Source organism: Candidatus Afararchaeum irisae (assembly GCA_034190545.1).
GTDB lineage: Archaea > Halobacteriota > Halobacteria > Halobacteriales > Afararchaeaceae > Afararchaeum > Afararchaeum irisae.
In genome coordinates, this window is sequence record JAXIOF010000043.1 from 1 (window position 1) to 12655 (window position 12655).

Consider the following 12655-nt stretch of genomic DNA (forward strand, 5'->3'; position numbering starts at 1 on the left):
GGAAGCCCCTCCCTCAGCGAGCGCGTCAGCGCGAGCAGGGTGGGGTAGTTCACTCGGGGATCACGTATCACTTCTTAGCACAAAGAGATAGAGATAAAGATGAAAATCCGCGACTCCCGTATATCCGAGACGATCGACGACGACCTCCTCGAACATTACGCCGACAAGGGGATAGAGAGTCTCTACCCTCCTCAGGAGAAGTCTGTCGAGAAGGGGGTCACCGACGGAGAGAGCCTCGTCGCGGCGGTTCCGACGGCGAGCGGCAAGACCTTCATAGCCCAGTTAGGGATGTTCTCGTCGGAAGGTAAGTCGCTCTACATAGTCCCCCTGAAGGCACTCGCCTCGGAGAAGTACGACGAGTTCTCGGAGCTTCCGGGAGTCGACGTCGGTATATCGACGGGAGACTACGACTCGACCGACGACTACCTCTCCGACAACGACGTCGTAGTGGCGACGAGCGAGAAGACAGACTCTCTGATACGTAACGGAGCCGACTGGATACGTGACGTCTCGTGTGTCGTCGTAGACGAGGTTCATCTCCTCGACTCGGGCGACAGGGGTCCGACTCTCGAAGTCACTCTCGCCAAGCTGAGACGTCTCAACCCCGAGTTACAGGTCATCGCACTGAGCGCGACGGTCGAGAACCCCGACGAAATAGCGGGATGGCTCGATGCCGAGCTCGTAGAGACCGACTGGAGACCCGTCGACCTCCGCAAGGGGGTCTACACTGAGGGCGAAGGAGTGATAGAGTTCGAGGACGTTCGTAAATCTAAGATTTGCGAGTTTCCACAAATCTCTGATTTGTGTTGTAGCCAATCAAAGATTGGCATACCCGCGAAAACGCGTAGCGTTTTCGGTTGCAACGAGACGCGAAGCGTCTCGTCATGCCCCGCTAATCAAAGATTAACAGACGCCGAGACCGAGATACAGACGAGAAGTGATCCTGTCTCGTCCCTCGTTACCGACTCGGTCGACGACGGTGGTCAGTGTCTCGTCTTCGTGAGTTCGAGGAGAAGCGCCGAGGCGACCGCGAGAAGGCTCTCAGATCTCGGCTTAGACACGGGAGAAGGGGTCGGAGAGGCGGCAAGACGTATACTCGAAGACGCCGACACGGAGACGGGCGAGAGCCTCGCCGAGTACGTCTCGGAGGGCGTCGCTTTCCACCACGCGGGTCTCAGGAGTAGCCACAGGAAGGAGGTCGAGGAGAGCTTCAGGGCGAGAGACATAAAGGTCATATGTGCGACACCGACACTCGCCGCTGGGGTCAACGTCCCCGCGAGACGCGTCATAGTACGTGACCACACGCGTTACACCGACGCAGGAATGAAGCCGCTCCCCGTCCTCGAAGTCCACCAGATGTTCGGAAGGGCGGGACGTCCGGGTCTCGATCCCTATGGAGAGGCTATCCTCGTCGCCTCGGATAACGACGACAGGGACGAAGTCTGGGAACGTTACATAGACGGAGAGCCCGAGTCTGTCTACTCTAAGTTAGCGAGCCGGAGTGCTCTGAGGACACACGTCCTATCGACTGTAGCGAGCGGCTTCGCGGATTCGAGGGAGGAGCTACGTAGCTTCCTCGACGCGACATTCTACGCCTACCAGGAGGAGGAAGCCGACCTCGGAAGTATCGCGGAGGAAGTGATCGAGTACCTCGAAGACGTGGAGATGGTCGAGGTGAGTGACGACGGCATCGAAGCCACAGACCTCGGACACCAGGTCTCACGTCTCTACATCGACCCCAAGACCGGAGCGGAGATAGTCGGGGCTCTCGAAGGAAGTGCAGAGACTGGGTTCGATCCGACGCCGCTGACCTTCCTCGAAGGAGTCTGTGACACACCCGACATGTATCCGTTCTACCTCCGGAAGGGAGACGAAAAGGAGATGCGTGACTTCGCGGTCAAACACGAGGAGGAGTTCGTCGATCCGCCGAGCGAGTTCGACAGGGGCTTCGAGTCGTGGTTAGCGTCTCTCAAGACGGCGCGTGTCGTCTATGACTGGATACACGAGGACGACACCGAGGAGATAGCCGAGGAGTACGGCGTCGGACCCGGAGACATAAACGCAAAGGTCGAACGTGCCGACTGGCTCCTCCACGCCGCCGAGTCGGTCGCCGAGACAGTCGGTACAGACGACGACATCTTGGAGACTGTTTCACGCACACGCAGAAGGGTCTCCGACGGTGTCGAGGACGAGCTTCTCGACCTGGTCGGAGTCAGGGGGATAGGACGTGTGAGGGCGAGACGTCTCTACGACGCAGGTATAGAGTCGAGAGACGACCTGCGTGATGCCGACGTCGACTCTGTGGCGTCTCTACTCGGAAAGAAGACGGCGTCGAAGGTTCTGTCGGAGACAGGCAGAGACATCTCTCCCGACGACATAGAGGCGGCAGTAAACGGCGAGGCAGCCGTAGAAGAGACCAAGCAGTCTTCGATAGGTGATTTCTGATGACCGGGACAGACAGAACGACGGGGGAAGGGACTCAGACACAGACTCAGTCAGAGACACAGATACGTGTCTTAGAGGCGGAGACGGAGACGGAGATAGACGATATAGACGGGTTCATAGAGGAGATGGACAGAATAGGCGAGAGACACGGCGTCGTGGTACAGGGCTTCGACGTCGAGTACTTAGCTTCGCGCCGACACGTCGAGGAGGCGGTGAGGAAGACACAGAGGGCGTTCGAGAGAGGTGAGAACGTCGCGAGGAAGAGGTCGATGGAGGTTCTTCTCTACGCCGCGGGGACACGTCAGATAGACGTGGCTACCGAGATGGGGGTCAAGGAAGGAGAGTCGACGTCGGTATTCGTCGTCTACTCGGAGTCGGACGGCTGTCGAGACCCCGACGAGGTCGACGAAGCCGTCGAAGAACTAAGTAACTCCGACTTCGTAAACTCCGACTCGGTCGGGAGATGGAACGGAGACAGCTCCGATCCCCAAGTGCTGAGGGAGTTCTTCGGTATAGGCGACGAAGAGATAGACGCAGTCGGCGAGTCGAAGCTCGAAGTACTCGTCCTCGAACGTGTCGCTCTCCTCGACGTCAACAAGTAAATATGATAGAGTCGACAGAAAACGGCGTACTGCGGGTTCTGAGCGATCCTATGAGGATAGCGTCCCTCGCCCACGTCACCGACATAGGACCCGACTGCGCGCGTTACATCGAGAGACGCCTCCTCGGTGTCGGAACCGAGACGCCGTGGAAGGAGATACAGGAGGCACTACACACGCTTGAGGACGAGGGATTCGTTGAGAGAGTCGAGGGGAGGACACTCAAACGCGACGTCCCGACGTCGTCGGTCAAACACACCCTCAAGAGACGCGAACAGGAGAAGGACACACGGATGAAACACACCTACTACGAGCCGACACCGAGAGGCGAGGAGGTCTACGAGGAGGTGATCGGGAGCTTCGACTTCCTCCCGCGCGAGACCGAGGCGGCACGTCTTATATACGAGGACGCCGAGGAGATCGCCGGCGAGATGAGTCAGGAGATCGAGAGAAGGAGGCACGCCGAGAGTGCCGACCTGATATACGCGCATTACTCGGAGGTCGAGGAGGCGATAGAAGAGGGAAGAGAGACGGTTAGGCTCGAAGGCGTCGAGGTAGAGATACTTCCCGAACTCAGCGTCGACGAGAACGCTTTCCGGCATTACGAGAAGGGGTCGGAAAGGGAGTGAGTTTCTCGACAGGCCAGGTTACATTATCCCGTCTCTCCGGAGTTCTAGCACAGTATGTCGAGACCCATCAACGAACTGTTTTCGAAGCTCGTCAAAGAGGCAGACGAGTTCATGAATTTTGACGGCAACATAGAGGATTACGACTTCGGTGACCGGCTTGTCGGATATAGTAGCAAGAGGGCGTTTCCGGACATGATACTCCGTGACGGAGGTATGATAGAGGTCAAGGATAGCAAGAGTTCGACTATGACATCTTTCAACTCGACGTATCCGAGCGGTGAGAAGAGCGTAGTCGATCTGGAGGAGATTACGGGGGAGACTAAACGTAGTATGCGCGAGTCCTTGGAAGAAGCAGAGGACAGTCCCGACTTTAGTGAAAAGAGAGACGTGTACTACCTCATAAGGACGAACCGAAACGACATACCCACGGTCTCGTTCGTCCACGGTAGCTACTTCGGAGACTCGGAGTCATCCGCCATATCCGAGACTATCGGTGAGGTTCTGAAAGAAATACGTCCTAGCGTCGACGAGGAGAGGTACGACGAGCTTCTCGACATAATAGACGACGAGGAGTATGTTCGGAAGCACTTCAGTCAGACACGGAAGACTTCGACCGGGGTCAAGATACGTTACCGTATTATGTACGAGGTCGACAACGATCTGAACCCAAACCAACATCCCGAAGTTCCGTCAGGGGCGTTGTCACTGGTAGTTCCGGAGTCAGAGTACGAGTCGACTGAGGAGTTCGGATCGCGGATAGACGCCGAGGTAGAGACATCGAGGATAAAACACGCCTACCCGGAAAGGGAAGACGTCTTCTACGTCGCAGTTAGCCGTGCTTAGTAATCGAGAACTACTGACCACTCAGTCCTCAGCGAATGAGGTTATGTCCTCCTGACCGCTCGAATTATCCGTACCCGACTCGACCTTTCCTCCCCATATCTCGTCGAGGTTTTCTGTATACTGGTAGTCGTCGTATAGCTCTGAGACATCATCAGCAGGTCTCTCTTCCTCGATGCGCTCCTGGATTAGTCTGTGGTAGCTACTGTCCTTCTCGACGAGAACTACGTCTCTGTCAAGCTGGTCACAGACGACTCCCGTAGTGCCGGTTCCCGCGAAAGGATCGAAGACCTTGTCCCCAGGTAATGTAGATGAGAGAACTATCCTCGTCAGAAGCTCAATAGGTGCCTGCTGTTTATGGACGCGGTCGCCGTTTTCGTCACGTAATGGCTCGTTCCCGGCGAAGTATCCCGATGTCAGCTCACGCACGTTCTTCCAGACGTCGGTCAGATATATACCGTTCTCGCGCTCGCGGTCGTAATTCTCCGGAGTTGGTGGGTCGTGTCTGAGACGGTTAAAAGTCGCGGGCTTGTCTCCCTTCGTGCAGAAAGCGATAATCTGGTATTTCTTACCGAAACGGTACTTCGACGGTACAGCCGATGTAGTTTTTTCCCAGATAATCAGGTTCTGGAACGTCCATCCAGTGTCCCGAAGAATACGGAGGACATCGTCGGCGTTTTTCTCACGTTGCATAAAGTAGACTGCACCACCCTCAGCGGTGGCGTCGTATATCTCGGCGGAGACATCGCGCATCCACGCCCAGTAGGCGTCTTCCTCCATCGAGTCGTCGTGGCTGGGGTAATCCTTGCCTTGGTTAAACGGTGGGTCGAGAAAGGTGAGATCGATATCCGATACGGTGTTCTCACGGAGATAATCGAGACAGTCGTCGTTGACTACGTTGACGTTTGACATCGAGACCTGCGTAGATTTATACCGAGTTGATCCAAAAGTCTTCGTGTTATGTTCGGAACACTCGAACGATCCGACTACTTCGACGAGCCGGTAGATATCGAGGTCGAACTCACCGACGAAAGGAGACCCGACGGTGATGACTGGGAAGAGATAGAAGACGCGGTACGTGACTCTCTAGACCGACTTCCATACAGTTTCGAAGTTAGAAGCCGTAGGACGGGCGACGAACTCACGTCTACGTCTCTCTGAGCCGTCTCACTGTCCTGTCCAACAGTATAAGTAGCTTCCGCCGTTTATACAGTTAGAGATGCGAGATTCAGTCACGCGAAGGCTTGAGTACTCCGTCTCCTCGGCAGTCGCTGTTCTTCTCGTTCTCGGTGTCGCACCGTCGACCGTCTCGGCGACACAGAGACACGGGGCACCTGAGGGGCTCTATGTCCACCAGATGGCTCACGTCGTATTCTTCGGAGCCATGGTATACCTCGTCTACAGGATACGTCAGAGCGGCAACCTCGGCGACCCCGCGTGGTCGAAGATCGCTGTGTGTGCGGTCTTCTTCGCGGTCTGGAACGTCGACACCTTCGTGACACATTCCGCTCTCACTCAGATTCCCGAGTCGGCTTTCGTGGGATCAGCTGTGAACTGGAGCGAGTCGCTCAGACTCTCGAACACGGCTCTCGTCTACTACGTCGGGAGGTTCGACCATCTACTATCCGTACCGGGGATGCTCTTCTTCTATCTGGGTCTGAGGGAGTTCAATAAGGGCGAAGACACCGACGACCGTGGGATACAGAAGGAGGCTGAGACGTGACCTCTTCCTCCGTACTTCTGCCGATGGCTCCCGTCTGGGTCGTCGACATAGTCGGATCGGTTCTCATGATGGTCTTCGCAGCCGCGTGTGTGGTCGAGGGAAGGAAGTTCAGCCGGAAAGTCTCGGGAGCGATAGGTACCTACATACTCTGGATGTCGTATGTCTTCGCTCTGTTCGCCTTCTCACGGTCAGTGGGGCATATACTCCGCCGTGTCCTCGTAACAGCAGGTAGGACACGTCTGTGGGAGTCAGTCTCGCCGGTCAGCGGAGGTCTCAACAGCCTGACCTTCATCGTCGTCGCTACACTCACTCTCTACTACCAGAAGGTCAAGGAACACAGCGACTCGCTGAGAAGAGAGATAGAGAGACGGCGCGAGACCGAGGAGGAGCTCAGACGCCACCGTGAGAACCTTGAGGAGGTAGTGAGACACCGAACCGAGGATCTGAGACGGAGTAAGAGGAGGTACGAGGATCTCTTCAACTCGATAAGCGACCCCGTATTCGTCCACGAAGTCGGTGGCAGCTTCCTCGACGCAAACGACGCCGCTGTCGAGAAGCTCGGATACTCACGTGAGGAGCTACTCTCGATGTCTCCCGAAGACGTCACAGCCGACCTGGGGAAAAGTCCCGAGGAGATTACTGCGGAGATAGACGAGAAGGGGGAGCTCCTATTCGAGGCGTCGGTGATACACAGCGACGGCAACGAGACTCCCGTCCTAATACATTCGTCGACGACACAGTACGACGGCACAGACGCCGTGCTCAGCATAGCTAGAGACGTCACCGAGGTCAAGGAGAGGGAGAAACAGCTCAAGGTTCTCGACAGGGTTCTGCGTCATAACATGCACTCCGAGATGAACGTCGTACTCGGTTACGCGAGGATAATACGTGAGAGATCCTCGGGAGAGATCCGTGACGAGGCGGCGAAGATCATAGAGACTGCTGAAAGTCTCATAGAGACGACCGACAAGGAGAAAGAGATAGTCGATGTCCTCTCGGAAGACAAGAAGAGTACCGTCTTCGGAGTAGACACACTCCTCGAAGGACGTATACAGACTCTGAGAGACAGATATCCCGACTACGAGATCGTCTACGACGCGCCCTCGCCCTCGAATCCGGTGGGCGTAAGGGCTATACCCGAGATAGGGAAGGCGATAGACGAACTCATAGGTAACGCAGCCGAGTACAACGACTCCGACTCGCCACGTATTGAGGTGAGTGTGAGCACGAGACCGAGCGAGGACTGTGTCGAGATAACTGTCGCAGACAACGGACCCGGAATCCCCGACGAGGAAGTCAGGGTTCTCCCGACGGAGACCGAGATACAGCCTCTCTACCACGGAAGCGGTCTCGGACTGTGGCTCGTACACCACATAGTAGAGAGGTCGGGCGGCTCTCTGAGATTCGAGGAGAACCAGCCGAGAGGTAGCATAGTACGTATGAGGCTGCCGTCGGCGAACAGCAGTTCATAGTACGTAGGTGTCGCCGTCTTCCCCCATCGCGTCGCGTTCGTGTCGGAAGAAGTGTGAGAGATGGACGAGTGCGGTCTCGTCGGCATCTATCTCGTCGGCGAGGTCTAACGCGCCCTCGTAGGTCATGTGTTTGTCGGCGAAGGAGTAGCCGTCGTCGGAGATCTTTCTGTCGATGACATCGGTCGACGCGAATGCGTCGGCTACTACGAGATCCGGAGACTCCATGGCTTCGAGACTCCCATCGGGAATCTCGCGCGAGGTGTCTCCTGTTATGCTGAGCTTAGCACCCGAGTCGGGATCGGTCACGACGACACCGTAGGTCTCTAAGGGAGGATGGTGTACGGGAACGAGACGTACTTTGAGACCCGCGAACTCGAACTCCTCGAACGGTTCGACGTCGTGTCTCTCGAAGATCCTGAGGTAGGAGTACTTGTCGTCGAGGACGTAGTCGAGTACGTTCGGGGCTCCGTAGACTTCGACCTCCCCGAGTGTTCTGTAGAGGTTCCCGAGACCCGAGTAATGGTCGTAATGTCCGTGGGTGAGGACGACACCGTCGAGAGAGTCGACGTTCTCACGCAGAAGCTGTGTCCTGAGATCGGGCGAGGCGTCTATGAGTAGAGTCTTACCCTCGTTCTCGACGAGAAGAGAGAACCTCGTCCTCTCACGTCCCTCTTCGGTGTGACGCTCACACGTCGGACACGAACAGCCTACCTGGGGCACACCCGCGGAGTCTCCTGTTCCGAGAAGAGTCAGCCTCATCTCGGGTCAGTCGTCGGAGTGGCTGTGGTCGTGGTCGTGGTCGTCGTCATCCGCGACCGAGGTGGGTGATCCCTCCATCATGTCCATCTCCTTGAGGTTCTTCCTCTTCTCGAAGCTCCCGACAGCGTCGATGAGATCCTGCTGTGTGAGTGTCGTCCTGTCGCCCTTGAGAGCGTCGAGGACAGCCTCACGTAGTACGAGACGCAGGTCGCTTCCCGTGAGTCCGTCGGTCTCCTCGGCGAGTTCGACGGGGTCGAAGTCCTCTATCTCTATGTCGCTCGTGACTATCTCGAATATCTTCGCCCTCATCTCGTCGTCGGGAGCGGGGAACTCGAGTATCTCGTCAAAACGTCTCCAAGCGGCGTGGTCGAGTAGCTTCGGATGGTTGGTCGCGCCTATCAGGAGTACGCTGTCCTGTACGAGCGATATGTCGTCTATGCTCTTGAGGAGTGTGTTGACAGCCCTCTTGAGTGCGGCGTGTTCCTCGCTCTCACGCGTCTTGGCTATCGAGTCGAACTCGTCTATGAAGAGTATACACGGCGAGAGTCTCTTAGCGAGTTCGAAGACCTTATCGACGTTCTTCGCGGTCTCTCCGAGGTACTGAGACGTGATCATCGAGAGCTTGACCTCGACAAACGGCAGGTCGAGCCTCTTGCTCAGAGCCTTCGCGGTACTCGTCTTACCCGTTCCGGGAGGTCCGACGAAGAGGAGCTTACCTATCTCGCTCAGACCCACCTGGCGGAGGTAGTTACGGTACTCTATCGCCTTCATGACCTTCTTGACCTCGCCCTGCTGTTCGTCGGTGAGAACTATGTCGTCGAGGCTCTGGTCGATCTCCTCGGGAGCGAATATCTCGACGAGTTCGAGCATGTTCTCGACCTCTTCTTCCTCGTTCACGAGGTCGTTGACGAGTGAACGTACCCACTCAGTATCGGCTTCCTTCGGCGGGTTCTGTGCCCTCGAAGTCTCGTAGTCTATCTCAAGGTCGCCGTCTAGCTCTCCGTTCTTGATCTCGTCGTAGTAGTACGCGAGAGTGGGATTGTTGAGTATCCTCTCCTCTGTGGCGTTGTCTGTGTACCAGTCGGTAGCGAGATCCGTAACAGTGAAGCTCAGCTTCCCGTCGAAGCTGTTCCTGTCGGTAAACGGGAGCGTCTTCACCGAGTCCCAGACGTCCTCGGTGTCGAATATCTCCGCGACCCTCTCCTCAGTTATCTCGACGGGACGTTCTATCTCGCCCTCGCCGTTCCAGACAGTCTTACGTAGCTTGGGCGGGAGGTCGTTCTCGTCGAGTTCGGGGTTGTCGTTGTAGACCTCCGCCGTTAGCATCAGCTCAATGACATCTATCGGTTCCATTCTGCGCTTCCTAAATATACGTGTGCTAACGACATAAGCACAACGTTCTGTCGCGGGTGTCTCGTTATCTCGTTAGCGCGTTATGACCTCACAGCCGTCCTCCTCGACTACAACAGTGTGTTCCGCCTGTGACACGAGACAGCCCTCGTCCTCCGAGAGGGTCGGGTACGAATGTACGATGTCACGTCTTTCGAGACGCGAGACTGTCATGTCAAGACGTTTGGGGGGGAGCCATCTCTTAGCGAAGGGGAGGGTCCCGTAGTCGTCGTTGATCGTCGAGAGGAGGTCACGCGCCGCGTTCGACCTTATACGCGCGTCGGGCTCGACGAGCGAGTATATCTCGGCGGAGCCCTTCTCGTTGACCCTACCGGTTCCGTCGGTCGCGAAGGGCTCTATGGCTACGACGTCTCCCTCGTCGAGCGTTACACCCTGGTCGACTGCGTGGTTGGGAATCGAGGGTGAGGTGTGCTGTTCGTACTCGTCGAGACCGTGCCCCGTGAGGTTGTAGACGGGGTTGAATCCCTCGTCATTTATCGTCTCCTCGATTACGCGTCCTATCTCTGCTGTCGAGACGCCCGCCTCGACTACGTCTATCGCGGCTTCGAGTGCCTTCTCGGGTGCTTCGGCGAGATCCGTGTTCCCGGTCATGTCGACTGTGACCGCGGAGTCTGCTATCCATCCGTCGACGTGTACGCCTATGTCGAGGTTGACCATGTCGTCGCCGAACTCCGTCTCGTCGTCCCTCGAAGGTGTGGCGTGTGCCGCCTCCTCGTTACGGGATATGTTGACGGGGAAGGCGGGCTCGCCTCCGAGTTGACGTATCCTTTCCTCGGCAGTCTCGGCGACTTCGAGGAGTGGGACTCCGGGCTCGACGGAGTCAGCAGCCTCCTCACGTACCTCGACGAGTATCTCCCCCGCCTCACGGTGTTTCTCGTAGTTAGTGTCAGTGTCAGTGTCAGTGTCAGTCATTATATCCAAGACGTAGTCTTCTTTCTTAAGACTGTCCTTGGAGTATGGTTTCGTCTCGGCGTTTCTCCAGGACACGGATAAGACGTCTCGCCCAGTCGAGCTTACGTGACTTCTCGGGGCTGACCGAAGGATCGTCGAAGTCGAAGCCGACTAACGAGAGGGAGTAGGCTCCGAACTCATCGGCGAGGAAGGCGCATCTGTCGCCGTCGGTGAATCCGCCGAAGTTATGGACGTCTCCGAAGGGACGTGTCTGTGTCGTGCCGAGAGTATTAGAGAGGTCGAACTCCTCGATCCATCCCTCTATGAGGTCGGTGTTGTCGCCGTGGGCGTGTACTGCGACGACTGTGCCCGACTGTGAGAGATCCGCGGCGTGAGACGGGGAGCCGTCGAGGTCGGTACAGACTACGTCGGGATCGACTCCGGCTTCCGAGAGACGTTCTGAGGCTGCGTCGGCGGCTACTACGACTGTGTCTTCGGTTTCAGGATCAGGAATTCCGTGGATCTCGTCTTCGAGACACGGGGCGTTTCCCACGACGTAGACGGTCTTCGTCTTTATAACCGAGCCGAGACGTCCGAGGTCGAAGGGATCGAGGTACGAGTCGAGTAGCTTCGCCGAGGCAAGGTCGTCGTCGCGCGAGTATCCGAGGTCTTCGAGTATAGCCTCGTAGATCGGTTCCCAGTCTTCGAACTCCATTCCGTCTCAGTCGTCCTCTTCGAGGTCGATTACGTTCTCACGTCCGAGACGCAGCTTCGAGATCCTCCCCTCGTCCTCCATGTCGCTCAGAACCATGCTCGCCTTGCTCTTCGACCATCCCGTCTCCTCGACTATAGAAGCCTGTTTCATCCTTCCGTCGTTCTGTCGTAGTAGACGCAAGACCCTGTCCTCGTCAGTCAGAAGCTCCTCGTCGACCTCCTCCTCAGTGTCTTCGTCCTCCGACTCGTCCTCCGTCTCAGGCTGTCGAGGTGTCTGGGAACCCGATCCGTTCCGAGTCACGGCTGGCGTTGGCTCAGGAGGTCTATTTCCGCCCATCCTACGTCCGAGGTAGACACCACCGAAAAGACCCACTACGAGGAGGAAGACTCCTATACCCACCTCAAGCTCTGAGAGACCCGAGTCTGCCGAGTCAGTCGGAGGCTCTGACCCCGATCCCGACCCAGAAGTCGAGTTCGTAGTCAGGACGAGACGCGGTCTGCCGTCCTCGAATGCTCTCTGTCCCTCCCACTGGTACGAGTTCTCCCCCGATACGTCGGCTGGGGGAACGACATCCGTCGCAGTGAGACCCTCGTCGTAGCGTATTATGAGACGCTGTCCCTCTCCTACGACGAAGCCGCCCTCGAAGACGTCTCCGACGACGACCCTCGATCCGTTAGACGAGGTCGATGCGAATCCCGTCCAGTTGAAACGCAGGCGCGCAACTCCGACGCTCCCGGTGACCGTATCACGTACGAGGAGATCGCGTTCGAAGTCGTTGAGCGACATCTCACGTCCCGTCTGGTTGACAGCCACAGTGTTGACCTCCCGAAGTCTCTCCTCAATACCCGTGAATATCTCGACCTCGCCCAAGTTATACTGAGTCCTCAGATCACGGAACCCCTGTATCTCTTCCTCAGTGTTAAGCTGTCTCCTCATCTCGATAGTCCAGGTAGCCTTGCCGTTCTCGTGTATATGTATCTCGAAGACTGTTATGTCGAATCCATCGGGGCTCGTCTGAGGAGTCTGTGCCGAGACAGGGGCTGTGAGAAGAGACAGAGCCACCACAGCGGTCAGTAGGAGGACGGCGTTCCGACGGCTAACTCTACCGAGACGCCGCGATCCGTCCGATTCCGAATCTGATACTGACTCTGACCGTTGGTAGCTCATATGTC

At 56.9% G+C, this 12655-nt stretch carries 13 protein-coding genes; 7 read left to right on the forward strand and 6 right to left on the reverse strand.

The window, feature by feature from the left end; genetic code table 11:
- The first annotated feature begins 99 nt into the window (after window positions 1-99).
- The 4 genes from SV253_05910 to SV253_05925 are packed head-to-tail and all read left to right on the forward strand — an operon-like array spanning window position 100 to window position 4516.
- The gene (locus SV253_05910) at window positions 100-2445 is read left to right on the forward strand and encodes a DEAD/DEAH box helicase (GenBank protein MDY6775598.1); all 2346 of its coding nucleotides are present in this window, start codon (window positions 100-102) and stop codon (window positions 2443-2445) included.
- The gene (cgi121, locus tag SV253_05915) at window positions 2445-3047 is read left to right on the forward strand and encodes a KEOPS complex subunit Cgi121 (protein MDY6775599.1); all 603 of its coding nucleotides are present in this window, start codon (window positions 2445-2447) and stop codon (window positions 3045-3047) included. The genes SV253_05910 and cgi121 overlap by 1 nt, the downstream gene beginning before the upstream one ends.
- Window positions 3048-3049: 2 nt before the next feature.
- Window positions 3050-3673, forward strand: coding sequence for a DUF2250 domain-containing protein (locus SV253_05920; GenBank protein ID MDY6775600.1), 624 nt, complete (start codon window positions 3050-3052; stop codon window positions 3671-3673).
- A 54-nt stretch (window positions 3674-3727) separates the two neighbouring features.
- Window positions 3728-4516 (forward strand): hypothetical protein, encoded by a 789-nt coding sequence (locus SV253_05925; protein ID MDY6775601.1) that lies wholly within the window; start codon window positions 3728-3730, stop codon window positions 4514-4516.
- Between the two features lie 21 nt (window positions 4517-4537).
- On the opposite strand, the gene SV253_05930 is transcribed toward SV253_05925, so the two are convergent.
- Complete coding sequence (locus SV253_05930; GenBank protein MDY6775602.1) at window positions 4538-5425, reverse strand: site-specific DNA-methyltransferase; 888 nt, start codon at window positions 5423-5425, stop codon at window positions 4538-4540.
- A 48-nt stretch (window positions 5426-5473) separates the two neighbouring features.
- On the opposite strand from SV253_05930, the gene SV253_05935 reads away from it, so the two are divergent.
- The 3 genes from SV253_05935 to SV253_05945 are packed head-to-tail and all read left to right on the forward strand — an operon-like array spanning window position 5474 to window position 7708.
- A complete protein-coding gene (locus tag SV253_05935; protein ID MDY6775603.1) occupies window positions 5474-5674 on the forward strand; it encodes a hypothetical protein in 201 nt (66 codons plus the stop codon).
- A 58-nt stretch (window positions 5675-5732) separates the two neighbouring features.
- Window positions 5733-6236, forward strand: a complete 504-nt coding sequence (locus SV253_05940; protein ID MDY6775604.1) for a hypothetical protein — start codon at window positions 5733-5735, stop codon at window positions 6234-6236.
- Window positions 6233-7708 (forward strand): PAS domain-containing sensor histidine kinase, encoded by a 1476-nt coding sequence (locus SV253_05945; protein MDY6775605.1) that lies wholly within the window; start codon window positions 6233-6235, stop codon window positions 7706-7708. The genes SV253_05940 and SV253_05945 overlap by 4 nt, the downstream gene beginning before the upstream one ends.
- Here SV253_05945 and SV253_05950 read toward each other — a convergent pair.
- From SV253_05950 to SV253_05970, 5 genes are all read right to left on the reverse strand, one after another.
- Window positions 7703-8467 carry an MBL fold metallo-hydrolase gene (locus tag SV253_05950; protein ID MDY6775606.1) on the reverse strand — a complete coding sequence of 255 codons (765 nt, stop codon included), beginning with the start codon at window positions 8465-8467 and terminating at the stop codon, window positions 7703-7705. The two genes, SV253_05945 and SV253_05950, sit on opposite strands and share 6 nt — an antisense overlap.
- 6 nt (window positions 8468-8473) lie before the next feature.
- Window positions 8474-9820, reverse strand: a complete 1347-nt coding sequence (locus tag SV253_05955) for an ATP-binding protein (protein ID MDY6775607.1) — start codon at window positions 9818-9820, stop codon at window positions 8474-8476.
- A 72-nt stretch (window positions 9821-9892) separates the two neighbouring features.
- Window positions 9893-10789: a type II methionyl aminopeptidase gene (map, locus tag SV253_05960; protein ID MDY6775608.1), complete on the reverse strand. Its 897-nt coding sequence runs from the start codon at window positions 10787-10789 to the stop codon at window positions 9893-9895.
- A gap of 25 nt (window positions 10790-10814) precedes the next feature.
- Window positions 10815-11483, reverse strand: a complete 669-nt coding sequence (locus SV253_05965) for a 6-hydroxymethylpterin diphosphokinase MptE-like protein (GenBank protein ID MDY6775609.1) — start codon at window positions 11481-11483, stop codon at window positions 10815-10817.
- Between the two features lie 6 nt (window positions 11484-11489).
- Entirely contained in the window at window positions 11490-12650 is a 1161-nt protein-coding gene (locus SV253_05970; GenBank protein ID MDY6775610.1) for a helix-turn-helix domain-containing protein, read from the reverse strand.
- Window positions 12651-12655 lie beyond the last annotated feature (5 nt).

Coding starts and splice junctions, on each gene's coding strand:
- SV253_05910 (MDY6775598.1), top strand. CDS start 100: ATGAAAATCCGCGACTCCCGTATATCCGAGACGATCGACGACGACCTC.
- cgi121 (MDY6775599.1), top strand. CDS start 2,445: ATGACCGGGACAGACAGAACGACGGGGGAAGGGACTCAGACACAGACT.
- SV253_05920 (MDY6775600.1), top strand. CDS start 3,050: ATGATAGAGTCGACAGAAAACGGCGTACTGCGGGTTCTGAGCGATCCT.
- SV253_05925 (MDY6775601.1), top strand. CDS start 3,728: ATGTCGAGACCCATCAACGAACTGTTTTCGAAGCTCGTCAAAGAGGCA.
- SV253_05930 (MDY6775602.1), bottom strand. CDS start 5,425: ATGTCAAACGTCAACGTAGTCAACGACGACTGTCTCGATTATCTCCGT.
- SV253_05935 (MDY6775603.1), top strand. CDS start 5,474: ATGTTCGGAACACTCGAACGATCCGACTACTTCGACGAGCCGGTAGAT.
- SV253_05940 (MDY6775604.1), top strand. CDS start 5,733: ATGCGAGATTCAGTCACGCGAAGGCTTGAGTACTCCGTCTCCTCGGCA.
- SV253_05950 (MDY6775606.1), bottom strand. CDS start 8,467: ATGAGGCTGACTCTTCTCGGAACAGGAGACTCCGCGGGTGTGCCCCAG.
- SV253_05955 (MDY6775607.1), bottom strand. CDS start 9,820: ATGGAACCGATAGATGTCATTGAGCTGATGCTAACGGCGGAGGTCTAC.
- map (MDY6775608.1), bottom strand. CDS start 10,789: ATGACTGACACTGACACTGACACTGACACTAACTACGAGAAACACCGT.
- SV253_05965 (MDY6775609.1), bottom strand. CDS start 11,483: ATGGAGTTCGAAGACTGGGAACCGATCTACGAGGCTATACTCGAAGAC.
- SV253_05970 (MDY6775610.1), bottom strand. CDS start 12,650: ATGAGCTACCAACGGTCAGAGTCAGTATCAGATTCGGAATCGGACGGA.